The following is a 23661-nucleotide window of genomic DNA, read 5'->3' as shown; positions in this document are numbered from 1 at the left end:
TCGAAGCCCGGCGGTTCGCTGGTCAGGTCGCCTCGTGTACTACTGGCCAGGGCAAATGCGATTACCAAGGGCGGACTGGCTCGGAATTTAGTACGAGGGATCTGTCGACTATGTCTAAAGACGGCCTCGCACTAACACCCCTCCTGCAACTGGTGGCTTGGTCTATTAAAGATTATCACTGCGGCTGATGCTTAACCCCATGAGCTCGCCGCTTGAATCTGCTCAATGCGCTTGTAGGTTTCGTACAGAGAGATCAGGTCGCCCTGGGCCATGACTTCTAGCGGTGACCTACCGTCAAAAAACGAATTCCCATTCTTGAAACTTGGGAACCCCCTGACATTTTCTTGATTAGTGAACGTCGCCCTCAGAAAGCCATGTATGCCGATCACCAAGCCAATCCTCTGTTGTTGATCCAAGTCGAGCTTCGCGCCACATCCGCTCCCCCGCACAGCACGGCGAAACGTCGAAAGCGAAATTCGAAGAATTCTGCAGGCTTGACTTGGGGTAGCTTTCCAACCTTCAATTATTCGCAAAGCGGCCCTCAGCCCAACTGTGCATTGTAAGCTGGTTAGGCGCTCATTGCTTACCATGATATGTACTCCCACTGAGTAACAAGTAACCAATTAGATTGAAGGCCTTCTCAAACTCATATATAACCCCGCCCTTTCTCCATCACGTCAAAGTATAGGCTTCATTAATCAGCTGTCTCAATATTTTGGCAATCCAGGATTGGAAATCACTCAGCTCCGGGTCGGCCAGGGATTCAGCATTAGAGGCTTGATAGATACTTCTCACACTCTTGATAGCTTGAGCTGAAATTTCTCTGTTGTCCGAGAAATATTTTCCAGATGCGACTCGGTACGCATAAGTATCTGTCAGATGCATGTTGACATCCAATGTGACTCTTGTGAAATCAAGCACCGGGTGCACCACCCATTTCGCCTCCTTGGTCATCTGCGGTGGCAAAGCTAACTGAACACCCACAACGGCCTGTTCGGCGTTAGGCCGATCGAGGCGATTCAAAAAATCGAGAGTGCACTGACCTGTCTTACAGACAACGATCTCAATTACATCATCCGTACTGCAAAGGTCCAGCACGCAGACTATGAGAAATGTGGACTGGCCATTCCGATCAATCACCTCTGAAAATGTTTCAAGGCTGACTCGTAACGATGGCATAACGCACCTCCTCGCAAAATAACCACTATAGGGTGTAGTGCTATAGGATTCAAAGAGGCTTAATCGTACCGTTTGTGGATTAAGCGCAAATGGAGCTCAAGCAGGCCCTCGCTATAGCACTCCGGAAGACAAGACAAAGCCGTGGCCTCCTCAGGAGGATTTCAGCGACGTCAGCGGCCGGACATACGTCAGCTCCTTAGAACGCGGCCTTAAAACCCTACGTTGAAAAAATTGTGGGCTAGCAGGAAGAATAGGTGTACACCCACTCAGCCTGCTTGTTGAGGTTTTTCTTCTAGCCGACGAGGAGAGTGAAATCGAAGAACTATTCTCCAAGGTCCGAAACGACCTCAGCAGGCTGTAGATCGCTTCGTAGAGCAAACCGAAAGCGTATAGTGCGAAATGGTCTATATAAGATCGTGGAGCCGATGTTTTTTCCGGCTAACTGCATTAGGAAACCTGGACATGCGAATTAAAGTTCCACGATGGAACTTCTAAAGCACAAGCCTGCTGGCTTCCCTGAGACGCGGAAGGCACGACCGAGCTTCGGTGCACAACGTCATGCCGGATCCATCACACACGCTTCAACCGCCTGACCTAATCATAGATTTTGGACTATAGCTCAACATCACTTAACGATGCCTCCACCTGGCGGGCGTATGCAGCCATCAGTCTTCGGATTGTGATTTGCTTAAAATCTCCATCTTTGAGCAGCTCGAAGACACGCCGGTCTATGCCACATAACAATTGACGGGCCATCAGTCAGGAGCAAGCAGCATCCGAACATTGCCGCTGGGATGTCCGACCAGCGCCCGTTCAAGCTCTCGTACTCGCTCCCAAAGCTTCATATTCTGAACTAGAGCTCTACCTCGCTGCTCTTGGGCCCTTGCCAGTTCATCTTCCAGCTTGGCAATCCTTTTCTCTAGCTGCCGAAGTTGATTACCATTTGAAGAAACACCCTTATTCGTCTTTTCCCGAACTGCCTCTATCTGCGCCAGCAGTGGTAAGTGCGCTGTGCGAGATTTTTTCAGATAGCCCCGATCGAAACCAGCTTCCAAGCTAACAATGCTGGCTGTGAGCTTCGACAAATCTAAACCCACATGGGCAGATACAATGGGCTTTCCGGTGAGAAGTCGTTGTAAGGCCTCCACGCACGCGATTAGCCCACTACCTAAGTCCTTGTCAGCACCCATCTTTTATCCCCCACCGTTTCAATCAGCCTGGTTTTGAAGGCTGTCAGGCGTTGAATATCCCCCATCACGATCTGATATTCGCCCGAGCCCTCCTCGTAATTCGCCAGCTCCATGGTCGCATCCTCAATTGCTGCATCGAGCTTAGAAGGCTTGATGATGGCCCCCTCGCAGGATAAGCACTCAGTGTAATCCCCCAACAAGAAAGAGTCACAATGGCCTGCTTTCGTGCATCCACCCAGGAGCGTCGGCCGATAACTTATTGCGCCAGTGCTCACCCGACGTTCTGTATCCGCTCGTACATATCCTATTTGTATTTCGCCGGCTTTGACCCGTTCTTTCTGTTTTTCAGCATACGAGCCAGTTCCGCCGAATAACGGCTCCTCGCTGAGCAGCAAATCAGCAATTAATTGATTTGCAACGGCCATAGGCATCGCCATTTGATACTCGAAAGCGAAATGAGTATTGGGAAGCACGAACTCTTTTTTCTTGTCGTCGTAATACCCAAAGACGGTTCGAAGATTGTCGTAGTGATTCGCGTAATAGCGAGACATCTCAATCGTCATATGCTTGAACTGTGTACGTAGAGTTGGTAGTGAGATAAACCCGCTGCTCGCACCATAAAAGCCCAACGACCGCCTGAACTGATGACTGGTCAGCGGCCAGGGCTGGCCAACCGCGAACTCTGGATCACTGAAAAAGTCGCGTGAAGGATCGCTTAGAGCTAGCTCCTGCAAATCGACTGACTCTATCGTCAATGAACCAAACAGCGCCCTACATTTCGGCCCGGTGAAATCAGATACATTCACCTCTTCGCTAGAATTTTTGTAAGTGATGACAGAAGGATTGGCAAACAGCGGGAAATCTTCATCGAGATCAACTTTGTAGAGCTTGGCAAGTCCACGACATATTGCCTGAGCCACTTTCACTGCTTTTACCACCTCACTTGACGCAAACCATGCGCCTTCTTTTTTGTACCCGGTGAACTTTGTCGTAGTCGAAAGCACGTTTACTAAGAGGGGTTTGTCACGCTCAACACCTTGGTGATCAACGATAGACTTACGGACTACAGACTCAGATATACAGTCGTAGGACATCCGCATGACTTCCTGATCGCGCATACCAGTATAAAGATGGATCACAGCTTTTATCAGATACTGTATCAGGCGCACAGACTTCTGGAGAAAACGTCTATCAGAACATGAAAAATCTCCAGTAAAAACCGAAGCAAGTCCGTGCACTTCCAGAGCTTGCGACATACCCGGACGCAAAAACGCCTTACCACCAATCCCACGACAAATTTGAACGCGCTGATTAAGACCATAGTGCTCATCAGCAAAGCACATCAAGAATGACTCATAACGATCAACGCCTCGATATATCTGCTCAAGGAGATCAGCGGCGACATTAATCATATGCAGATAGATACGAGTCGGAATGACGGGATGTTGTTTACTTTCCAGCCTCTTCAAGTCAAAACTTGCTGGGTTAAGTACGGCATAACCTAAACGCTCTTCGCCCACTCTATTCAAGGCACCTAAAACACCAGCGAATGCGCTACGTGAAAATTTCTTTTGATGAATAAAGGTGCCTAGATAAGCTGGATTGGTAAGAAGCTGCTGCAATGACAGCACACCGACCATTGGCTTTAACTTCTGCTCCAAGCAAAACTGCATGCATATGCGTAGCACATGCCAATACTGCCCTAGCGTTTTGGCGCTCAGTGCACCGAGTCGTCCGCCGCCAGCGAAATAGATCATGCAATACAATATGTGCTTAACCTCCTCAACTAAGGCCTGCTGCTCAGCACCCTTATCATTAAATACCTTGTCAAAATTAAATCGTACGATTTTCCTGGCGCTCAGCCTGTACGGATTTAGATCCCATACGGTGTTACCATATATTGCAGTCGGTTTTCCGGACTTATCACGACATAGAACAAAGTCAAGGGCAGGCTGAGCAAAGAGTTGAGGCGCATGATCTGGCTCACAAATCTCGGGAAACTGTCCGCTTGAAAATAAGCCGCCTACAGACCAAACCAGCCCATTCAAAACACCACCCCCATTTTCTCATAACGGCTCAAGCGACGCTCCCAGAATAATGTCAGCATACCGTATTCAAATACATCAACCCTTACCTTATCTATCATTTGCTTTACCATTTCGGATCGACTGCCAAGCGCTTCCAGCATGAACTCGATTCGTATGGACAAGTCCCTGTACAATACTTCAGCATGGTCGGCATCAGGAGCCAGTTTGCGCACAGCGTTAATCACATACTGCAAACTGATCAATTTGTGCAAATCCTCTTCATCGCTGTGAACGATAAAGTGCTCGCAATACAAGCAACCGTATTGCGTGCGGCAGTTCGGCTCGATTACAGCGACTCCCTGGTTGCGAACAGGGTTGGGCTGATTAAAGGAATCGCAATGACCCGCTGCCGTTGCAATCTCAGCGCCTGCGGCCTTCTCGCTGCGCTCACGAACCACCTCAGCTGCACGGTGGATGGCTAGCCAGAAGGCGCTTATCTCGGCCTCCTGCTGCTCCGGCCCCGCCTCAGAGTAGGTGGAAAGATTGACTGCCTCGCTGTGATTCAGTGCGGAAGCCACCGTGCTGGGCCCAACGCGGGCGGTGTGCATGCCACTGCTTTTCGCTTTGCGCATCTGCCTAGGCGATAGTCGCGGCACCTCCGGATCAAGAAAAACCCCGCTTATAGTATTGTGTAATTTTTTTATCGCATGAGTAACGTCAAGCGCTTCATAGCTAAGAACTAGTTCGCCGCGCGCTGCTGATCGAGGCATTCCAAAGAAAAGCAGATCGGATGGCACACCGTTCAAAATCCATTCGCGAAGCTTTAGGTAATCTTGAAGAAGAGACAAGCCGCTATAACGCCCAACATTATAAAGAGTCACCTTGCCACTAGCGCGAAATTTAACAGCGGACAGTTCTTTCTTGAGCGGTGATTTTTGCACTTCAAGCGCATCGGCATAGGTGAATTGTGCAAGCTCTGTCGGCGTAGCCCCTGTAATCATCAGGAAAATACACGCATAGGCTTTAGCGGCCAATCCTGCCATTTCGATTCGATGCCAGTGGCGCTGGTTTTGGTTAGCCATAACCAGACTATTTCGCGATTCATTCAAATTCTGTACAACTGAACTTCTGCTTATGTGCCTCATTCGCACCTGCTCGCGGCTCGCTATATATTCCTCTACCGTAGCAATTCGTCGCTCAGCCACATTGTAAGAAAAAGGACACTGATTGAATGGACCTATCGCTCCCCGATTAGATGGAAATACAACTACCTCATAATCCCTTATATTTACCACAAAGGGGAATTTCTTATTAGTTACAACATTATCACCGACTTTCTGCGCAACTGCCAAACAAACATCACGATACAATTCGAAATGGCCAGCACTGGCTCCGGCCGAGCCTCTAAGCGCAACTATTTTTATCGCGCCAGCGAGGATATGGTGGCTTGTTTCTGGATATACTAATTGGATAATATTAATCAGCGCATTTTGGTAATTCTTAGCGGTTGCTGGCCTAATGGTTCGATGAGCTATCTTGGCATTGAGATAAGCGGTATAGTCTCGATATGCCCGCTGGGCATCAGGAGCACTGGCAAAAATCTCCCGATAACCGTTAGCGCCTAACCACTCCAATACACGCTCAGCATTATAGAATATGGCTACAACTGACCGTTCACGTAGCCCCAAGAAGGACTCCAGCATTTTTATAATCAACTCGCGCCTGCTTACAACAAGCGACTGGATAACTACTGGCGTACCGCGAACATCCCATATACTCTCATTTTTTCCACGAATGGCATATGCAAAACTGCCAATATCCAAAGGTTTCTTTTTTACTTTCGGATGCAGCTGCAAACGCAACAGCTCAGGATTGGCAAAATCTTGCACTACCTCACTCAGCGTTATAATTTTAGTATGGCTCCGGTACTCGAACTGCTTCCGAATTTTCATACACCTAACCTACAACCAAAGCACTATAGCCACTGTTATTAAACAGCTTTTGTTCCCACAACTCTTGAGCAATAAACTTCTCTTGAGTCATCCTAAATAGTTTCAGATAGTGCTCTGTTGTTTCCCTGGACTCGTGATGCATGCGGTTCTGAATGAAGTCTATGATCTCCCCATCGCGCATCACTCCTTTATCCACTAAAACCTGCAGCCGCTGGTACAGCTGGTACGCAAAAGTTGCACGCAACCAATGATAGGAAAAATCTGCTGGGAACTGTTCGAAAGTTTTCTTCACCAGCTTGCGCTTTATTGTCTCTGTTACCTGGCCAGTTTGCGGCGACTTAACCAACATATAGCGCGGATCGTTTTTGGCCATGTAATAGCAATTCCCCTGTTCCGAAATAAACAGGTATACATCTTCTTCGCTGATTGACATGCCGAATTGAGCAGCCATTTGAGCACGAAATTTTTCACGTCTTTTCTTCATCATCGGGCTGCAAGCAAGAGTGGTTAGCTCTTCGGCAAGCTGCTTCGGGAAGTACAAATCTTGCGGCTTATCGAATTTGGTATCAATTCCGGTGCCCGGTCCAGCATGGACCTTATAAGCGCCCTCCGGCAGCAACCTACCTTCTGAAAATCCTTCCAAATGTCTCAGGCGCAGGGTCAGAACGGTTTGCTTCCGTGCGCCTGTCATTAGTGAAGTGAGCAAAATCAGTCGCTCAATTGTTGACCATAGCTTTTCATTGACGATGGTGGTTATTAGTGCTCTTAGCTCTAAATTGGACAGCGGCCGTAGATCCTCGCCATCTTCCCGTACAAAACCCAGTAACACTGGACTAACTGGCCGTGCGCGTGTTGTCTGGCTTCGTTTTTCTACATCTATGACCTTACTACCATTAGCACCTCGAACTACCATCTTAACCTGTTTAACCGTATCGACACGCTTCATGTCGACCTCATGCCAATGCACCGATATGTATTGATAGAAATTGTATACCGCACCAGTATACTGATTCACCACCGCATTACTTCGCCCACCTTGATTAATCAAGTGATAGAAGTATTTATAAGTTGGACGAAGCGATGGGCGCGCTCCTGAAAAATCCAGCCAATCTAGACTTTCGTCTTCGCAGAAAAGTAAATAATCAAGCAGCTTGCTGGCTACGCGCCGAACATCATCAGTGCGTCGACTCATCGACGACTTGTGTTTCAGCAAACTCAGCAAATAATCATTCGCTTCGTGCCACGATTCGCCATTCGCGTGAAATAGAAAAGGAAAGTGGAAAACATCGCGAGCATCTCCGCCTCCAACTTCGTCAACCAAAAAAGCAACCTTGTCATCCGACCCTTCGAGCGCAAGCGGGACAGAATTAGCCGTTGCCTCATAGACTTGAAGGGTGGCGAAGGCATTCGGCAGCACCGGCATAACCAACAGCCGACCTTCGTGGCGAGGATTCAAGTAGGACATGACTCACTCCCTAAGCAGTGAGTCAAGACTAGATGTTATGCGAGCGCGCGCCAGTAAATTAGTCAAACTCTTTTTTGTTAAGCGATTCCACCCAAGGATCGAGGTTATGGAATAGCTTGGGGTACCGCCCTTTCAGGTCTTTCTTCACTTCGGCATAGGTCGTGCGCCAGAAGTTGGCCAGGTCCTGGGTCACCTGCACCGGCCGACGGGCCGGGGACAGCAGGTGCAACTTGACCTGCTGCCGGCCATTGGCGATGCGCGGGGTGTCGGCGAGGCCGAACAGTTCTTGCAGGCGCACGGCAAGAACCGGCGGGGTTTCGCTGTAGTCCAGGCGGATGTTCGAGCCGGACGGCACGGCCAGATGCGCGGGGGCCTGTTCTTCCAGGCGTTGCGGCAGCGGCCAGGGCAGCAGGTTGCGCAGCAGCGACGGCAGGTCCAGCGCGCTGAAGTGGCTGAGGCGGGACACTTTGCCAAGGTAGGGCTGCAACCATTCTTCCAGGCTGGCGAGCAGTGCTTCGTCACCCAGGTCGGGCCATTCGCTTTGCCCGTCCTTGTCCAGGTCCAGCTTGCGTAGCAGGGCCACCCGCGCCTGCCACTGGCGCAGTTCCGGGGTCCATGTCAGCAGGTTCAGGCCTTTGCGTCGCACCAGGCCGAGCAGCGCTTTGGCGCGCGCTTCGTCACTCAGGCCGGTCAGGGGTTCACGGCTCAGTATCAGCTCACCGACTCTAGTTTGGCGTTCGGCACGCAGCACCTGCTCGCGCTCGTCCCAGTCGAGCAGATCGACCCGCTCGACCTGCTCGGCCAGCACATCATCGAGCAGCGCCGGGTCGAACTCTGCCGCAAGGTAGATACGCTCTTCGCGCTGGCCTTGCCGGCTGCCCAGGTCGGCGATCACCAACCACGGGTGCTTCATCAACGCATCCACCTCGCCGAACAAGGCTGCACGGCCGTTGGCCAGGCGATACTCGGCGCCCCCTTCACGCCGCTGCTGCGCGACCCGGTCGGGATAGGCCAACGCCAGCAAGGCACCCAGCCAACGCGGATGGTCGGGGTCGGCGACGGTGGCCCCGGCCTTGCCACGCAACAGGCCACGGTACTGACGCGCAAGCTGCCGGGCGCGCTGCACGCCACCCTGGCCGCCACGGCTGGCCTTGCTCTCGCCGCTGACCAAAGCCAGCCGGCTGTGCAGGTCGGCACCGCCGCCACGCTGGATATCCCGCTCACCGAGCAACGCCGCCACATCACAGGCCATGGCGGCCAACCCCAGGCCCTGACCACGCAGCAACAAATGGGCAATGCGTGGGTGAGCGGGCAGCTCGGCCATGGCCTGGCCGTGATCGCTGAGGTTGTCGCGGCTGCCCGGTTTGAATGCCCCCAGCCGTGCCAGCAGGTCTTGGGCCTGGGCAAACGCGGCGCTGGGAGGTTGGTCAAGCCAGCTCAACTGGTGGGGTGCGACGCCCCAGCGCGCCAGTTGCAAGGCCAGGCCTGCCAGGTCGGCCTGGAGGATTTCGGCGCTGCCATGGGCAGCCAGCTGGTCATGCTGGGCTTCGGACCACAGCCGGTAACACACGCCCGGCTCCAGGCGGCCAGCACGGCCGGCGCGCTGGGTGGCGCTGGCGCGGGAGATACGCTGGGTGTCCAGCCGGGTCATGCCACTGCCAGGGTCAAAACGCGGCACCCGGGCCAGGCCTGCGTCGATCACCACGCGCACGCCGTCGATGGTCAGGCTGGTTTCGGCAATGTTGGTGGCCAGCACCACCTTGCGCTGACCCTTGGGCGCCGGGTCGATGGCCGCGCGCTGGGCATTGAGGTCGAGTTCGCCATGCAGCGGGCACAGCAGAATCTCCGGCCGCTCGCCCAGTGCCTCCTGCAGGCTCTGGTGCACCCGGCGGATTTCGGCCTGGCCCGGCAAGAACACCAGCACACTGCCCGTCTGGTCGGCCAGCGCCTGCAGCACGCTGTCGACTACCCGTGGTTCGATGAACTCACCGGGCTGAAAAGGCCGCCCCCAGCGGATGTCCACCGGGTGCATGCGGCCCTCGCTGCTGACCACCGGGGCGTCGTCCAGCAGCCGCGACAGGCGTTCACCTTCCAGCGTTGCCGACATCAGCATGATCTTCAGCGGCGGGTCGTCACGCAGCAACTCGCGGCCGTTGAGGCTAAGCGCCAAGGCCAGGTCGGCATCCAGGCTGCGTTCGTGAAATTCGTCGAAGATCAACAGGCCCACGCCTTCCAGCGCCGGGTCGGCTTGCAGTCGGCGGGTAAGGATGCCTTCGGTCACCACCTCGATACGGGTTTTCGGCCCGACCTTGCTGTCCAGGCGAATGCGGTAACCCACCGTTTCACCGACCTGCTCGCCCAGCTCACTGGCCAATCGCTCGGCCGCCGCCCGCGCCGCCAGCCGCCGCGGTTCGAGCATGAGAATGGTCTGCCCGGCCAGCCACGGCTCGTTCAGCAGCGCCAGTGGCACGCGGGTGGTCTTGCCGGCGCCGGGTGGTGCTTCGAGCACGGCTTCGTCACGTTTTTCCAGGGCTTGGCGCAAGGCGGGCAAGACGGCATCGATCGGTAATGAAATCATGGTGGTCCTCGAACAATCTGGCGAGTATAACGGCGAACCCAGCCTGCTCTATCATGGTCTTAAGCTTCAGGCACAAGCGCTTCGCTTGCCCTGCTGAATACCTTCCCGGAGATTTACATGCGCATCCCATCCCGCGTCATCGGCGGCGCCATCATCGTCACCTTGCTGACCCAGCTGACGGCCTGCGGCACGCTCTTTTACCCGGACCGTCGCGGCCAGATCGGCGGCAAGATCGACCCCGTGGTCGCCGCCATGGACGCCATCGGCATCCTGTTCTACGTGATCCCGGGGCTGATCGCCTTCGGTATCGACTTCGCCACGGGCGCCATCTACTACCCTGGCGGGCACACCGCCCAGGTCGACCCGGCCAAGCTGCGCGATGCCGTCAGCCCTGACGGCAAGGTCGACAACCTGAAGTTGCAGGCCATCATCGAAAGCGAACTGGGCCAGCGTTTGCCGCTGAACGACCCGCGGCTGATCCAGCACCGCGGCAGTGTCGAACAGCTGGCCAGCCTGGGCCTGGTACCGGCAGCCTGAGCCACAAGGATACTGACCACGGATGATCACCCCGGCCGAACACCAGCGCCTGCTGCGCCTGGCCACCCGCGCCTCACTGGCGGTGGCCAGTATCCTGGTGCTGAGCAAGGCGCTGGCCTGGTGGCTGAGCGGCTCGGTCAGCCTTCTGGCCGGGTTGACCGACTCGGCACTGGATGCTGTCGCCTCGTTTCTCAACCTGTTGGCCGTGCACTACGCCTTGCGCCCGGCCGACGACGACCACCGGTTCGGCCATGGCAAGGCCGAGGCCTTGGCCGGCATGGCGCAGGCGCTGTTCATCGGTGTCAGTGCGGTGCTGATCGGCGTGCAGGCAGTTGAACGGCTGCAAAACCCGCAACCCTTGGGTGATACCGGCATCGGCATCGCGGTGATGCTGCTGTCACTTGGGCTGACCGTCGCCTTGCTGAGCCTGCAGCACAAGGTCATCCGCCTGACCGGCTCCACTGCCGTGCGGGCCGACTCCCTGCACTACCGCTCGGACTTGTTGCTCAACAGCAGCATCCTGCTGGCCCTGCTGCTGGCACGCTTCGGCTGGCCGCAGCTGGATGCGCTGTTCGGCCTGGCCATCGCCTTCTACATCCTCTGGAGCGCGTTGCAGATTGCCCGCGAAAGTACGGCGATCCTGATGGACAAGGAACTGCCCGGCGATGTTGGCGAGGACATGACCACACTGGTGTTGGCCATACCCGGCGTAAAAGGCGTGCATGACCTGCGTACGCGGGTGTCGGGCAACCAGTGGTTCGTGCAGTTGCACCTTGAGCTGCCGGGGCAGTTGCCGCTGCATGACGCGCACGGCCTGTGCGTAGAGGCCTCGCGGGTGATCCGCCAGCGTTATCCGCAGGCGGATGTGATGGTGCACGCCGACCCGGTGTGAATGCAAAAGGTGATTGGGGCTTTTGAGCGGGCATGCCCACGGCGCGGTGGATGGCACCGGCTTCGCCGGTGTTCGCGGCTAAAGCCGCTCCCACAGGTACTGCATAAGCCTGCAGCCTGCGCGGTCCCTGGACTGCCCCCAAGAAGTTGGACACCAATCCAATTTCTGGGGGTGTCCACATGAGCAAGTATTCAGACCAATTCAAGCTTACTGCCGTTCAGGCTTACCTGGAGAGCGGTGAAGGCTTCCGAACAGTAGCTCAACGATTTGCCGTGGATTTCAGCCTGCTGCGGCGCTGGGTCTCAAGCTTCCAGAAGCATGGTCAGTTCAGTCTGCGCAAATTAGGCCAGCGGTACAGTGCGGCCTACAAGTGCTCAGTCCTTGAGTACATGCATAAACATCAGCTTTCCTTGCGTCAGACCGCCGCCCATTTCGGTCTCGGTCAGTCTTCCCAAGTAGGCATTTGGGCGCGGCAGCACTACAGTGGTGATCCTGCACCGTTTGCTCCCAAGAGAAGAAAACCCGCTGCCATGCCGAAGAAGCCTTACCCCGTTAAACCTACGACTTCCGATGACACAGAGAAAAGCCGTGACCAGTTGCTGGCTGAGCTTGAGTGGCTGCGCATGGAGAACGCTTACCTAAAAAAGCTGGAGGAACTGAAGAAGCAGGAACGAAGGCAGCCCAAAAAGCCCTGATCGTATCGGAGCTCAAGGACCGGTTTCCCTTGGCTGCCGTTCTGCAGCTGGCTGATTTGCCACGCAGTACGTTCTATTACCAGCTTCAAGCGCAGGCCAAACCTGACAAGCATGCTGCTCTGAAGCAGATGATTCATCGTGTCTATCACGAGGAAAAAGGGCTTTACGGTTACCGGCGCGTTGCAATCGTGATTCGCAATGGCGGCACCTTGGTTAACAAGAAGGTGGTGGAACGTTTGATGGTCGAGCTTAATCTTCGCTCACTCGTACGGCCAAAAAAGTACCGGTCGTACAAGGGGGTTGTCGGCACCATCGCGCCCAACCTGTTGGAGCGAAACTTCCTTGCGCAACGCCCGAATCAGAAGTGGGTGACCGATGTTACCGAGTTCAAAGTGGCCCAGGAAAAGATCTATCTCTCCCCTGTGATGGACTTGTACAACGCCGAAATCGTGGCCTACGAAGTAGCCAGCAGGCCGTGCCTTGGGCTGGTTACCAACATGCTGGACAAGGCCTTCGAGCGCCTGGGAAACAAGCCGAAACTGGTGCTTCACTCGGATCAAGGCTGGCACTACCAACACTCGCAGTACCGCCACAAGCTGGCAGAGCAAGGGCTGAAGCAGAGCATGTCACGCAAAGGAAACTGCTTGGACAATGCGGCTATGGAGAGCTTTTTTGGTACGCTTAAGTCCGAGTTTTTCTACCCGAAGCGCTTCGAGAGCGTTGAAGAATTGAAAGCCGGTCTGGACGAGTACATCCACTACTACAACCATGACCGCATCAAGCTGAAGCTCAATGGCATGAGCCCTGTGAAATACAGGACCCATGCCGCTGCGGCTGCTAGCTGAAACTGTCCAACTTTTCGGGGGCAGTCCACCCTGTGGGAGCGGGTTCACCCGCGAAGAATCCTGCGCGCTGGATGGCACCGGCTTCGCCGATGTTCGCGGGCACGCCCGCTCCCACAAAGACCGCGCAGCATCTGGCTCAGTTGATGCTGTAACCCCGGCCACTGAAGCAGGCACCCAGCGCCCGCCGATAGGTGTCGAGCACATTGGCCGGCGGCGCGTACGTCGCCGTCGCCGGGTCGAACCCCGACTGGCTCACCGCCCAGCGGTGGCACTGGTAGCGGTCCTGCTCCTGCTGCTGTTGCCCCTGCCCGTTCATCGGGTAAGCCACCACATCATACCCGCCGTTTGCGGGTGCCACCGGTGCGGGTGCGGGTGCGGGGACGGCGGCGGGCGGGTTGACCACCACATATTCCTGGCTGTCAGCCAGGTACTGGTAATAGGTGTCGGCCACCAGGAAGAACATCGCTCCCCCCAGCCAGACCTCCTGCGCATAGGACGGCAGGTAATTGACCCGCACGCCGTAAGGCGGGGTCACCACGATGTAACTGCCACCATGGGGGCGATACCAGTAGCCACCGGAGTAGAAATAGTCAGCCCCCCGGTAAGGCACTTTCCAGTAGCGGTCGGGGAAATGATCGACCGTGTGACCCGGGCGATACTGCGGCCCAGGCCCCCAGCCATTGCCATGGCCATCCGGGCGCCCTTGCCAGTCACCGCCGGGGCGCTGCCCGGGGCCGCCGGCTTCCCATTGACGGTTATCGCCATGGCGCCGGGGAATGTCCTGGTAGTAGCCCTGCCTTGGCGGCTGGGTCTGGCGCACTTCGTCACGCGAGTTCAGCGAGCGGCCGGGCGTACCTTCTGCCTGCCCCTGCTGGCCGCGTTCGCCATGGCCCTCACCCGGCCCCTCGGCCAAGGCCCCCAGGCTGATGCTCAAACCCAGCAAACCAACACCTGCCAACTGCCAGATGCGCGACTTCATGGTGTTCCTCTCGGTAGAAAATACGGCAACTACCGCCAGTCTACCGTGGCGGCCATTCAGGCCAATTAAATTTCCAGACAGAAAAAAGGGAGGCCGCAGGGCCTCCCTTCTGAAATTGTCGTCCGTGCTCGGCACTTGTGGCGCCGGCTCACCTCACACCGTCTTCTGGAGGGTGTGTAGCCCGGGGGCCGAGTGCATCCTGTTGGATGGCTGGCCGCGACCGCCCGCCTAGGGCGCGTCGCCGTGGACTGATGTCCGGGCAGTGATTCTGTTGATAAAGATACCGGACAGGTTGCAGCAGAGGATTGCGAAGATTGCTCAGATAAATAGCACTTGCGCAATTTTTCACCCTGGATTGATAATTCGCAGCAATACGAACAGAAAAGGCAAATGCCATGAGCAAACTTGACCGCTACGACCTGAGCATCCTCGCCGAATTGCAGCGCGATGCGCGCATTTCCAACCAGGAACTGGCCGAACGCATCGGCCTGTCGCCTTCGCCTTGCTCGCGTCGGGTCAAGCAACTGGAGGACGACGGCTACATCTCCCGCCAGGTAGCCCTGCTCGACCGCAAGAAGCTGGGCCTGAGCCTGACCGCCTACGTGCTGATCGGCATGGACCGCCACACCCCGGAGCGCTTCGAAACCTTCGAGGCGGCCATTCGTATCCTGCCGCAGGTGCTTGAATGCAGCCTGGTCACCGGGATGGATGCCGACTACCAGCTCAAAGTGGTGGTGCCGGACATGGACCATTACCAGAAACTGCTTCTAGGCAGCCTGACCCGCATCGAAGGCGTCACCAGCGTGCGTTCGAGCTTCGTGCTCAACCAGGTGCTGGCCAGCACCGAGCTGCCATTGACCCACCTGCGCTGAATGCCCACGGTAGCCGGCGTATAATCGGCTGCTCAGCCTGCCTGGAGAACACAGATGGATCCCGCCGTATTCGAAGAGTGGATGATGATCATCCTGGTCACCGTATTGATCGGTTTCATGGGTTTCATCGTCTGGGACCTGGCAAAAAAGTCCAAGGCTGGCAAGTTCGGGACGCTGATCCTGTTCTTCGTGCTGGGGCTGGGGGTGCTGGCCTTTATCATCAAGAGCGTGGTGGTGGGGTTTCTCGAAGGGGTGTAAAAAATTTCAGGGCCATTCGCGGGCACGCCCGCTCCCACAGGTTTGGCGCTCCCTTCAAGTACTGCGCCGTCCCTGTGGGAGCGGGCGTGCCCGCGAATAGGCCCTTGAACTGGACTAAAGCTTGGCAGGAACCTCCCGCCAGCAGCCCTGCTCCAGCCCATCCAGCGCCCAATCCCCGATCCGCACCCGCACCAGGCGCAAGGTCGGCAGCCCCACTGCCGCCGTCATCCGCCGTACCTGGCGGTTACGCCCCTCGCGGATCACCAGTTCCAGCCAGCTGGTCGGCACGCTCTTGCGAAAGCGTACCGGCGGGTTGCGTGGCCACAGTTCGGGTTCGTCCAGGCGCCGCGCTTCGGCCGGCAAGGTCGGCCCATCGTTCAGCTCCACGCCATCACGCAGGCGCTGCAACTGCTCGTCGCTCGGCTCACCTTCCACCTGCACCCAGTACGTCTTGGCCAGCTTGTGCTTGGGGTCGGCGATACGCGCCTGCAGGCCGCCATCGTTGGTCAGCAACAACAGGCCTTCACTGTCGCGGTCCAGCCGCCCGGCCGGGTATACGCCTGCAATGTCGATGAAGTCCTTGAGGGTCGCGCGCCCTTCACCGTCGCTGAACTGGGTCAGCACGTCGAACGGCTTGTTGAACAGGATCAGGCGCGGCTCCGCCGGTGGCGCCTTGGGCTGGCGACGCGGGCCGGCGGCAGGCCGCGCCTGGGGGCGGCGCGGCTTGTTACGGGGTGGCAGTGACATGGATCCTCAGCGGAACGGCGGCTCATCGAAGCTGCGCAGTTTACGCGAGTGCAACGAGTTGAGCTCGGTGCGCAGCAGGTCGAGGGCGGCAATGCCGATCTTCAGGTGCTGGCTGACCGCCCGGTTGTAGAAGGCGTTGGCCGACCCCGGCAGCTTGATCTCGCTGTGCAGCGGCTTGTCGGACACACACAGCAAGGTGCCGTATGGCACGCGCAATCGATAACCCTGGGCGGCAATGGTGCCGCTTTCCATGTCCACGGCCACGGCACGCGACAGGTTGATCAACGGCCGTTCCTGGGCCCAGCGCAGCTCCCAGTTACGGTCGTCGTAGGTCAGCACGGTGCCGGTGCGCAGGCGTTTCTTCAGCTGTTCGCCACGCTCGCCGGTCACCTGTGCAGCTGCTTCCTGCAAGGCCAGCTGCACTTCGGCCAGGGCCGGAATCGGGATGTTCGGCGGTACCACCCGGTCGAGTATGCCATCACGGCGCATGTAGGCGTGGGCCAGCACGTAGTCGCCGATGGTTTGCGACTGCCGCAAGCCGCCGCAGTGGCCGATCATCAGCCAGCAGTGCGGGCGCAGCACGGCCAGGTGGTCGGTGATGTTCTTGGCGTTGGACGGGCCGACACCGATATTGACCAAGGTAACGCCATCGCCATCGGCGGCGATCAGGTGGTAGGCCGGCATCTGGTAGCGGTGCCAGATCACGCTGGCGACCAAGGCCTGGGTTTCACCGTGGTCCATGGCTTTTTCGATCACCACGTTGCCCGGCAGCACCATGCGCACGAAGCGCGGGTCGTCGCGAAGCTGCTCAAGGCCATGGCTGATGAACTGGTCGACATAACGGTGGTAGTTGGTCAGCAGGATCCACGGCTGCACATGGCGCCAGTCGCTGCCGGTGTAGTGCACCAGGCGGCGCAGCGAAAAGTCGACGCGGGCGGCGTCGAACAGCGCCAGTGGGAAAATTTCGGCACGGTCCCAGTCGTACAGGCCATCGGCGATGTTGTCGGTGGCGGCCGACAGGTCGGTGCTAGGGAACACCCGCGCCAGCTGCGCGGCGGTAATGCCGCTGCCGGCCAGTTCGTCGCCCTGGTCGACCACGTAGGGGTACGGAATGTTCTGCTCGCTGATGCCCACCTCTACCGTGACGGTGTAGTCGTGCATCAGTGGGCGCAACTGCTCCAGCAGGTAGCCACGGAACGCGGCAGGCTGGGTGACGGTGACGCTGTAGGTGCCGGCCACCTGCACCTTGGCGTAGGCTCGGGTGGTGGCGGCGACCTCACCGTGGCTGTGGTAGGTCAGGCGCAGTGCCGGGTAGCGGAACAGGTCGCGCTCTTCGGCGTTCGGCTCGGTACGGTCCTTCAGGTAACGCTTGAGGGCCCGGCTTAGGGCCCCGGTGGCCTGTTCATGCAGGGCCGCCAGACGGTCGACGGCCTGTTCGGGGGTATCAACGACTACAAAAGCGTGGCTCACACTGTGCTTCCTGTCTGGACATGCATGTGAACCATCTTGCCTGCCTTCTTGGGTAAATACACCCCCATTGATCGGTGTTGCATTCATTCGCGGGCATGCCCGCTCCCACAAAATAGTCGCACCCCTGAGATCAGCGCAGGACCTGTGGGAGCGGGCGCGCCCGCGAAGAAGCCAACTCAGCCCGCCCAGGCGGGTGTAGCCCTTGCCACCAATGCCTCCACATCCACACCCCGTGGCAGCGCCCCGTATACCCGCCCTCCCCCCGTCAGTCGGCTACCAATAAACGCATCACTGACCACCGCGTTGCCCGCCTCCAGCAACAGCTTGGCCTGCAACGCCAAGGCAATATCCTCGGTCAGTTGCCGCGCGCGGTACTGCATGTCGCCGGTGTCGGCAAATGCCCCCTTGAGATTGCCGATATGCGCTGCCAGGCGCGGGTCCCCATGCCCATCGCCCAATTCGGTGAACAGCGCGTCGAGCACGCCCGGCTCCTTGGACAGGGCCCGCAGCACATCCAGGCACTGCACGTTGCCCGAGCCCTCCCACGTCGAATTGACCGGTGCCTCGCGGTACAGCCGGGGCAGGATGCTGTCCTCGACATAACCCGCGCCGCCCATGCACTCGGCGGCCTCGTTGATCATGGCCGGCGCCCGTTTGCAGATCCAGTACTTGCCCACCGCTGTGACAAGCCGGGCGAAATGCGCCTGCTGCGGGTCGTCGAGTTGCTCCAGCGCCTGCCCCATACGCAGGCTCAGGGCCAGTGCCGCCTCGCTTTCCAGCGCCAGGTCGGCCAGCACGTTCTGCATCAATGGCTGGTCGCTCAACACCCGCCCGCCGACCTTGCGGTGCGCGCAGTGGTGGGCCGCCTGGGTCAGCGCCTGGCGCATCAGCGCGCTGGAGCCGACCATGCAGTCGAAACGGGTCATGGCCACCATCTCGATGATGGTTGGCACACCCCGGCCTTCTTCCCCGATCATCCACGCCAACGCACCCCGGAACTCCACTTCGCTCGAGGCGTTGGAACTGTTGCCCAGCTTGTTCTTCAGGCGCTGGATATAGAACTGGTTGCGGTTGTCATCCGGCCGGTGGCGCGGCAGCAGGAAGCAGCTCAGGCCTTTTTCGGTCTGGGCCAGGGTAAGGAAGGCATCGCACATGGGCGCAGAGCAGAACCACTTGTGCCCCACCAGCTCGTAGGGCTGGCCCGGCCCAGCTGCGCCCACCGGATATGCCCGCGTGGTATTGGCGCGCACATCGGTGCCGCCCTGCTTCTCGGTCATGGCCATGCCCAGGGTGACCCCGGCCTTGTGCCGGTCGCCAACGTTGCGCGGGTCATACTCGCAGGCCAGGATTTTCGGCAGCCAGTACTCGGCCAGCTCGGGCTGCAGGCGCAGCGCCGGCACGGCGGCGAAGGTCATGGTCAGCGGGCAGCCGGTACCGGCTTCGGCCTGGCTGTGCAGGTAGGTCATCGAAGCCCGCGCCACATGGGCGCCAGCGCGAGGTTCGGCCCACGGCAGCGAAGGCAGGCCGTGCTCGACGGCAGTGCGCATCAGCTCGTGGTAGGCCGGGTGGAATTCGACCAGGTCGATGCGATGGCCGTAGCGGTCATGGCTGATGAATTCAGGTTTGTGCGCGTTGGCCAGAAAGCCCGCCTTCATGAGCGGGCCACCGGCCAGGGCACCGTAGGCATCGATCCGCGACTCGGCCCAGCCTGCGCCGAAACGCCGTGACCATTCCTGCAATGGCAGGTCGAGGCGGTACAGGTTGGCACCGTCGAGGGATGGCGGCTGGTTGGTGACTTCGTGGGTTTCAGCGTACTGGTGCAGGTTCATCGGGGGCTCCTGGATCCGGGTAGGCTTGAGAGACCCAGTGAAGCACTGCTTGGGGGGGAGTCAAAGGGGCATTAATGACTAAACGTGTGGTGGGGGTGGTGCATGCCTTGGGAATGCATCAGGGCTGACAGGTGCTCGCCACAACACATTCAGCGCCTATGAGATCGAGCGCCGCCCGCGCGGCGCTTCGCAGCACAAGGCTGCTCCTACATTTGTTTCGGGCCAGTTATTCCTGAGGCAGAGGCGCGCGGCCCCTTGGTGTTCACCTCGATATCGTGTCGGGCAAACCAGGCGGTCGCGCGCGTTGGCGCAGGCGTTACTGGCCCGAAACAAATGTAGGAGCAGCCTTGTGCTGCGAAGCGCCGCGCGGGCGGCGCTCGATCTCCCAGGCGCTGCACCTGCCACGGCGAACCCCTTTCAGCCCCAACCTAATGCCATGCCTTCAAAGCGAGCGCCGCGCCTGCAGGATATTCGGGCTCATCTGCACCTGCGAAATCGCCATGTTCAAACTCAACTCGAACCGGCTCCCCAACCCCCGCGTCGACTCATGCGCCAACCTGGCGCCCAGCAATTCACCCATCTGCCGGCAGATCGACAAGCCAATACCCAAGCCGCCATACCGCCGGGTCATCGACCCGTCGACCTGGAAGAACCGCTGGTACAGCGTCGACTGCTCCAGGTCATCGAAGCCGATACCGCTATCACTGACGGTAAAGGTCAGCGCCAGATCGCCCGGCCCCACCCGGCGGCCGCGCACCTGGATCATCACCCCGCCCTGATGGGTGAACTTCAAGCCGTTGTCCACCAGGCAACCCAGGCAGTAGGCCAGTTTTTGCCCGTCGCCCAGCAGCCCGTCAGGTAGGTCGGCCGGGATGTCCAGGCTCAGGTACAAGCCTTTGCCAAGGGCCTGTCCGGCATAACCGGCGCGCAAGCCCTGCAGCAGCGCGCGCAGGCTGAACGGCGCCGGCTGCGCACGCAGGCGGCCGGCCTGCAGTTCGGACAGGGTGAGAATGGCGTCGACCATGTCCATCATGCCTTGCGCCGACCCCACCGCCGTACGATGGTACTGGGCCATTTCGGCCTCCATCGGCAGGGTGTGCATCAGCTCCAGCGAGCCGATCACGCCATTCATCGGGGTGCGCAGCTCATGGGTCACGCTGGCCAAAAACTCGTCCTTCAGGCGGTTGCTCCTGGCCAGTTGCAGGTTCAGTTGCTCCAACGTGCGCCCTGTCTCGCGCAAGGTCTGCGCCTGTTGCTCACGCAGGCTGTTGATGCGGTCGGCCAGCGCCAGCGACAGCAAAGCCACCTCCAGCGCCGAACCGAGCTGGCTGGCATACATGGTGATGAACACGTTCGGCAGGTAGCCCAGCACCATCAGGGTGTTGACCAGCCCGCCAAGCAGGAACGCCGTCCAGGCGATGATGAACCAGCGCGCCACGCGCAAGCCACGCCACCAGGCGTACAAGCCGGCGCTGAAGATGCTCACGGTGAACAGCAACGCCAGCAGCGTGGCCATGCGCAGGGCAATGCCGTAGGGCATGCTTACCGCCATTACCATGACCAGCGCGCCGCCCAGCATCAGTAGCTGCAGCAGCCGGTCGAAACCACGGCTGATGTTGCCCATTTGCAGGAAGTGCCGGGCGAACTGGCAGCCGAACAGGCCCGCCGCACCAATGAACAGCGGCGTCGAGGCGTTCGCCCACCAAGGGCTGTCCGGCCAGAAGTAGGCCACGCCCGCACCATTCACCGACACCTGGTAGAAACCGAACGAGGCGATATAGAGGATGTAGTAGAGGTAACTGACGTCGCGCACGCTGAGGTAGATGAACAGGTTGTACACCAGCATCACCAGCAACACGCCGTAGATGATCCCCAGCACATACAGGCGCGTGGGCTGCTCTTCCAGGTAGGCTTCAGGGGACCACAGCGCCAGCGGCGCTTGCACCGACCCCTGGCTGTGCAGCCGCAGGTAGGCGGTGGTCACCTTGCCAGGGGGCAACTGCAACTTGAACAGGTAGTTGTTCTGCCGTATCTGCCGGCTGTCGTAGGGCAAGGCATCGCCGGTGCGCTGCGCCAGCCGGTATACGCCGCTGCTGTCAGGCAAGTACAGCTCGAGGTGGTCCAGCGGCGGGTAGGCCAGCTCCAGCAGCCACTGCCGCGGGGCAGCGCTGGGCGGGGCAACGGGGCGCAGCTCGACCTTGAGCCAGAACACCGAGGTGGAATAACCGGCGTTCAGCACGTCTTCATGGTGGGGGCGGAAGGCTTTGGCGAACCCGGGGGCACTGACCTGGGCGATGCTGGCACTGCCATCGAGGTCTTCGTAAACCTGCATGGCCTTGCCCAATGGAAGATGCCGGGTAGCGTCGTCGAAATCGACCGCTCCGGCCAGCACGGGCAGCAAGCCCAGAAGCACAATCAGCAAATAGCGCATACAGCCCCAGCATGGCCTGTCCGGTCGCGTCGCGGTAGCCTCCCATCCGTTTGAGACGACGTGATCCGGCAGAACCCGTTTGTCGAGTTATCCGAGCACTCTAGCATAGCTTCGCAACCTGGCAATCGGCCATATCAAAAACCAAAGAAAGGGCTCTAAATCAACACTTTCAGAAGGTAAGCCAAATAAAATCTGACCGATCGATCAGTAAAACTCGTTTGTCGGACGATCCGCCCAAACAGGTTTGGTGGTAAGCTCGCCGACCATGAATACCTACAGCTCCCGCCCCGTTGTCCTCTGTCTCTCCGGCCACGACCCCAGTGGCGGCGCCGGCCTGCAGGCAGATATCGAAGCCCTGATCGCCCAAGGCTGTCACGCTGCACCCGCAGTGACCGCCCTGACCGTGCAGGATACCGTCAACGTTTCCGACTTCCGCGTGCTCGACCGCGAGTGGGTACTGGCCCAGGCCAATGCCGTGCTGGCCGACTCCACGGTGGCCGCCGTCAAGCTGGGCATGCTCGGCTCGATCGAGATGGTCGACACCGTCGCCGAACTGCTGGCCGCCCACCCGCACCTGCCGCTGGTCTGCGACCCGGTGCTGCGTGCCGGCGGCGGTGGCCGCCTGGGCAAGGACGAAGTGGGCTACGCCCTGCGCGAACGCCTGCTGCCGCTGGCGACTATCGCCACGCCGAACCTGCCCGAAGCCCGCATCCTCGCCGAACTGCCCGAAGGCACCGCCGACGAATGTGCCGAAAAGCTGCTGCCGTTCTGTAGACACCTGCTGATTACCGGCGGTCACGGCGACGAAGACGAAATTCACAACCGCCTGTACACCCAGGACGGCCAACTCCACACCTGGACCTGCCAACGCCTGCCGGGCAGCTACCATGGCTCGGGCTGCACCCTGGCCAGCGCCCTGGCTGGCCGCCTGGCCCTAGGCGAGCAGCTGGAAAGCGCCGTGCGCAGCGCCCTGGACTACACCTGGCGCACCCTGCGTGACGCCGAGCAGCTGGGCAGGGGCCAGTTCGTGCCGCGCCGCCTGCCCCTGGACTTCTGTTCCTGATACGAGGCTTTAAATGAAGCTACGCGGTCTGTATGCAATCACCGACAGCCAGCTGCTCGCCGGCCGGTTCCTGTCCCATGTCGAGGCGGCACTGGAAGGCGGCGTGTGCCTGCTGCAGTACCGCGACAAAAGTGACGACGCGGCGCGCCGCCTGCGTGAAGCCGAAGGGCTGATGAAGCTCTGCGACCGCTACGGCACCCAGCTGCTCATCAACGACGACGCCGAGCTGGCCGCTCGCCTGGGCGTCGGTGTACACCTGGGCCAGACCGACGGCCCGCTGACCCCGGCCCGCGCGCTGCTCGGGCGCCAGGCGATCATCGGCTCCACCTGCCACGCCAGCCTCGACCTGGCCGCCCAGGCCGCCAGCGAAGGCGCCAGCTACGTGGCCTTTGGCCGCTTCTTCAATTCCGTTACCAAGCCGGGCGCGCCCGCTGCCAACGTCGAACTGCTGGAGCAGGCGCGTGCCCAGGTGAAACTGCCGATTGCCGTGATTGGCGGCATCACCCTCGACAACGCCGCCCCGCTGGTCGCCCACGGCGCCGACCTGCTGGCGGTGATCCATGGCCTGTTCGGTGCCGACAGCGCGCAGGAAGTTACCCGCCGCGCCCGCGCCTTCAACGCCTTGTTCGCATCCTGATTTCGAGAGAACCTT

19 protein-coding genes are annotated in these 23661 nt (G+C 58.9%); 7 read left to right on the top strand and 12 right to left on the bottom strand.

Annotated features, from left to right (window positions below):
• Positions 1-191: 191 nt before the first annotated feature.
• The 7 genes from ABOC32_RS06310 to hrpB all read right to left on the bottom strand — a co-directional run bounded on the left by ABOC32_RS06310 (position 192) and on the right by hrpB (position 10391).
• Positions 192-590: a hypothetical protein gene (locus tag ABOC32_RS06310; RefSeq protein WP_426810442.1), complete on the bottom strand. Its 399-nt coding sequence runs from the start codon at positions 588-590 to the stop codon at positions 192-194.
• A gap of 82 nt (positions 591-672) precedes the next feature.
• Positions 673-1179: a hypothetical protein gene (locus ABOC32_RS06305; RefSeq protein ID WP_426810441.1), complete on the bottom strand. Its 507-nt coding sequence runs from the start codon at positions 1177-1179 to the stop codon at positions 673-675.
• 755 nt (positions 1180-1934) lie between these two features.
• Positions 1935-2369, bottom strand: a complete 435-nt coding sequence (locus ABOC32_RS06300) for a hypothetical protein (protein WP_426810440.1) — start codon at positions 2367-2369, stop codon at positions 1935-1937.
• Positions 2348-4417: an integrase gene (locus tag ABOC32_RS06295; protein ID WP_426810439.1), complete on the bottom strand. Its 2070-nt coding sequence runs from the start codon at positions 4415-4417 to the stop codon at positions 2348-2350. Before ABOC32_RS06295 ends, ABOC32_RS06300 begins: the two co-directional genes overlap by 22 nt.
• Complete coding sequence (locus ABOC32_RS06290; RefSeq protein WP_426810438.1) at positions 4414-6285, bottom strand: hypothetical protein; 1872 nt, start codon at positions 6283-6285, stop codon at positions 4414-4416. The genes ABOC32_RS06295 and ABOC32_RS06290 overlap by 4 nt, the downstream gene beginning before the upstream one ends.
• A 67-nt stretch (positions 6286-6352) precedes the next feature.
• A complete protein-coding gene (locus ABOC32_RS06285; RefSeq protein WP_426810437.1) occupies positions 6353-7813 on the bottom strand; it encodes a site-specific integrase in 1461 nt (486 codons plus the stop codon).
• 58 nt (positions 7814-7871) lie between these two features.
• Positions 7872-10391 carry an ATP-dependent helicase HrpB gene (gene hrpB / locus ABOC32_RS06280; protein ID WP_426810436.1) on the bottom strand — a complete coding sequence of 840 codons (2520 nt, stop codon included), beginning with the start codon at positions 10389-10391 and terminating at the stop codon, positions 7872-7874.
• A gap of 117 nt (positions 10392-10508) precedes the next feature.
• Here hrpB and ABOC32_RS06275 point away from each other — a divergent pair, with 117 nt between their 5' ends.
• The 3 genes from ABOC32_RS06275 to ABOC32_RS06265 all read left to right on the top strand — a co-directional run bounded on the left by ABOC32_RS06275 (position 10509) and on the right by ABOC32_RS06265 (position 13360).
• Entirely contained in the window at positions 10509-10928 is a 420-nt protein-coding gene (locus tag ABOC32_RS06275; protein ID WP_043201466.1) for a hypothetical protein, read from the top strand.
• 22 nt (positions 10929-10950) lie between these two features.
• Positions 10951-11820, top strand: coding sequence for a cation diffusion facilitator family transporter (locus tag ABOC32_RS06270; protein WP_426810435.1), 870 nt, complete (start codon positions 10951-10953; stop codon positions 11818-11820).
• 179 nt (positions 11821-11999) lie between these two features.
• Positions 12000-13360 (top strand): IS3 family transposase gene (locus ABOC32_RS06265; RefSeq protein ID WP_426809945.1). Its coding sequence is split into 2 segments (ribosomal slippage): positions 12000-12468 and positions 12468-13360, totalling 1362 coding nucleotides; the frame shifts between segments, so codons are not numbered across the junction.
• A 136-nt stretch (positions 13361-13496) separates the two neighbouring features.
• Here ABOC32_RS06265 and ABOC32_RS06260 read toward each other — a convergent pair.
• Positions 13497-14339 carry a DUF6515 family protein gene (locus tag ABOC32_RS06260; protein ID WP_426810434.1) on the bottom strand — a complete coding sequence of 281 codons (843 nt, stop codon included), beginning with the start codon at positions 14337-14339 and terminating at the stop codon, positions 13497-13499.
• 395 nt (positions 14340-14734) lie between these two features.
• Between ABOC32_RS06260 and ABOC32_RS06255 the strand changes: the two genes are divergently transcribed.
• Positions 14735-15211 (top strand): Lrp/AsnC family transcriptional regulator, encoded by a 477-nt coding sequence (locus ABOC32_RS06255; RefSeq protein ID WP_016501780.1) that lies wholly within the window; start codon positions 14735-14737, stop codon positions 15209-15211.
• A gap of 54 nt (positions 15212-15265) precedes the next feature.
• Entirely contained in the window at positions 15266-15469 is a 204-nt protein-coding gene (locus ABOC32_RS06250) for a DUF2788 domain-containing protein (RefSeq protein ID WP_003249787.1), read from the top strand.
• 114 nt (positions 15470-15583) lie between these two features.
• Here ABOC32_RS06250 and ABOC32_RS06245 read toward each other — a convergent pair whose 3' ends face one another.
• From ABOC32_RS06245 to ABOC32_RS06230, 4 genes are all read right to left on the bottom strand, one after another.
• Positions 15584-16216: a pseudouridine synthase gene (locus tag ABOC32_RS06245; RefSeq protein WP_426810433.1), complete on the bottom strand. Its 633-nt coding sequence runs from the start codon at positions 16214-16216 to the stop codon at positions 15584-15586.
• Positions 16217-16222: 6 nt separating this feature from the next.
• A complete protein-coding gene (amn, locus tag ABOC32_RS06240; protein WP_426810432.1) occupies positions 16223-17686 on the bottom strand; it encodes an AMP nucleosidase in 1464 nt (487 codons plus the stop codon).
• Between the two features lie 176 nt (positions 17687-17862).
• On the bottom strand, positions 17863-19515 hold the full coding sequence (locus tag ABOC32_RS06235) for an acyl-CoA dehydrogenase family protein (protein ID WP_426810431.1): 1653 nt from the start codon (positions 19513-19515) through the stop codon (positions 17863-17865).
• Positions 19516-19957: 442 nt separating this feature from the next.
• Positions 19958-21946, bottom strand: a complete 1989-nt coding sequence (locus tag ABOC32_RS06230) for a sensor histidine kinase (protein WP_426810430.1) — start codon at positions 21944-21946, stop codon at positions 19958-19960.
• Between the two features lie 265 nt (positions 21947-22211).
• On the opposite strand from ABOC32_RS06230, the gene ABOC32_RS06225 reads away from it, so the two are divergent.
• Positions 22212-23009 carry a hydroxymethylpyrimidine/phosphomethylpyrimidine kinase gene (locus ABOC32_RS06225; RefSeq protein WP_086977148.1) on the top strand — a complete coding sequence of 266 codons (798 nt, stop codon included), beginning with the start codon at positions 22212-22214 and terminating at the stop codon, positions 23007-23009.
• Between the two features lie 13 nt (positions 23010-23022).
• The gene (gene thiE / locus ABOC32_RS06220) at positions 23023-23646 is read left to right on the top strand and encodes a thiamine phosphate synthase (RefSeq protein WP_426810429.1); all 624 of its coding nucleotides are present in this window, start codon (positions 23023-23025) and stop codon (positions 23644-23646) included.
• The last annotated feature ends 15 nt before the right edge of the window (positions 23647-23661 follow it).

The organism is Pseudomonas sp. WOUb67, assembly GCF_050058005.1.
Lineage (GTDB): Bacteria > Pseudomonadota > Gammaproteobacteria > Pseudomonadales > Pseudomonadaceae > Aquipseudomonas > Aquipseudomonas putida_R.
Note: the sequence above shows the minus strand (reverse complement) of the source record. Positions and strands in the feature narration are given on the sequence as shown.